The organism is Paenibacillus sp. P4_A7, assembly GCF_056402455.1.
The window spans coordinates 1-1,390 of sequence record NZ_JBFUHJ010000762.1 but is presented as its reverse complement, the minus strand read 5'-3'; the positions used below and the strand labels follow the sequence as shown (position 1 = coordinate 1,390).

1 protein-coding gene and 1 pseudogene are annotated in these 1,390 nt (G+C 42.6%); both read left to right on the top strand.

The window, feature by feature from the left end:
• A pseudogene (locus AC1DWN_RS33765) lies at positions 1–216 on the top strand (methionine--tRNA ligase); the annotation flags it as partial.
• A gap of 516 nt (positions 217–732) precedes the next feature.
• Positions 733–1,390: metal ABC transporter substrate-binding protein (locus AC1DWN_RS33760; protein ID WP_477563187.1), on the top strand; the 658-nt coding region annotated here is incomplete at its 3' end.

Here is a 1,390-nt window from a genome sequence, read left to right as displayed (position 1 = left end):
CTTGGGTATGAACAGCGACAAKTTGTGTCCGGTATTGCGAAATTTTATACGCCAGAGCAGATGGTAGGACGCAAAGTGATTTGCGTAACGAATCTGAAGCCTGTTAAACTGCGCGGCGAATGGTCGCAAGGGATGATTTTGGCAGCGTCACACGGAGATCAGCTAACGCTCGCTACAGTGCCTGAAGATATGCCTAATGGCGCTGTTGTGAAATAGCAGCAATGGTGACCGGCTCACGGCTTACTTATTAATTTAGCATCGTGGCTGAAAACGAAGCTTTCAAGTGATTATTAAAGCTTGTAAACTAGCATGATATGCAGTTGTAAGCTCCAATACAATGTTTTCAGCGTCCGAACTGATCCTTGCCTAGGGTGCCTTCAGTTTGTTGCTTGTAAGCACGAATATCGTGTCTATAGACTATAAACTGTTCAGAAAAAAAGCTGTAAGCATCGAATTGATGCTTACAGCTTTTTTGATGCTACCACCGGCTATGCACTTGGTATGCATCTGCAACGCTCAGCTATGGAAGCAGCAAAGAAGGGGTTTATCCTTTCAGCTTCTCATTTATTAAAAGGACCTGGTCATATTTCGATTTCATTGGTCCATAATGAGAATAGGCTCAAAATAGGGTAATTGTTTATATTGACAGCCCATAACACGCAAAGTATAATACAAAGCGTAATCATAACGATTACGAACAAGAAAAGATAGAAGAAATGGAGATCATACCAAATGAAAGTTTTAAAACAGCCCATCCTCTTTACAGTACTTAGTTTGCTCGTAGCAGCTACGCTGATTTTCACTGCCGCATGCGGAAATAATTCTGATAATAACGTTAAGGCTCCAGACGATTCCAATGCAAGCAATGATGACGATAATCCAGCAAAGAAACAACAGTTAAGCGTTGTGACTAGCTTTTATCCTTTATATTATTTGGCTTCAGAAATCGGTGGTGATCATGTGAAGGCAGTTAATTTAGTAGCCTCCGGTGTCGAGCCGCATGATTGGACACCAAAGAGTCAAGATTTGGACACAGCTTCGAAAGCGCAATTGTTTCTCTACCATGGCCTTGGACTAGAAGGTTGGGTGGATGGCTTCCTTAAAGGGTTGTCTAAGGATAGCGCAGTAGCAACGAAGGAAGTTAGCGCTGGCATTCCACTGATCAATGGATCCGAAGAAGAGCATGGCGAAGAGTCAGGTCATGAGCACGAAGTAGGCGTTGATCCCCACACATGGGTCAGTCCTAAATCTGCACTTATTTTAGCTGAAAATGTGAAAAATAGCTTGATAGAGGCTGATGCAGCTAACCAAGCAGATTACGAGAAGAACTATTATGCCATTAAGTTGAAGCTAGAAGCGATTGATTCTGAGTACACGAATAAGCTTGCTC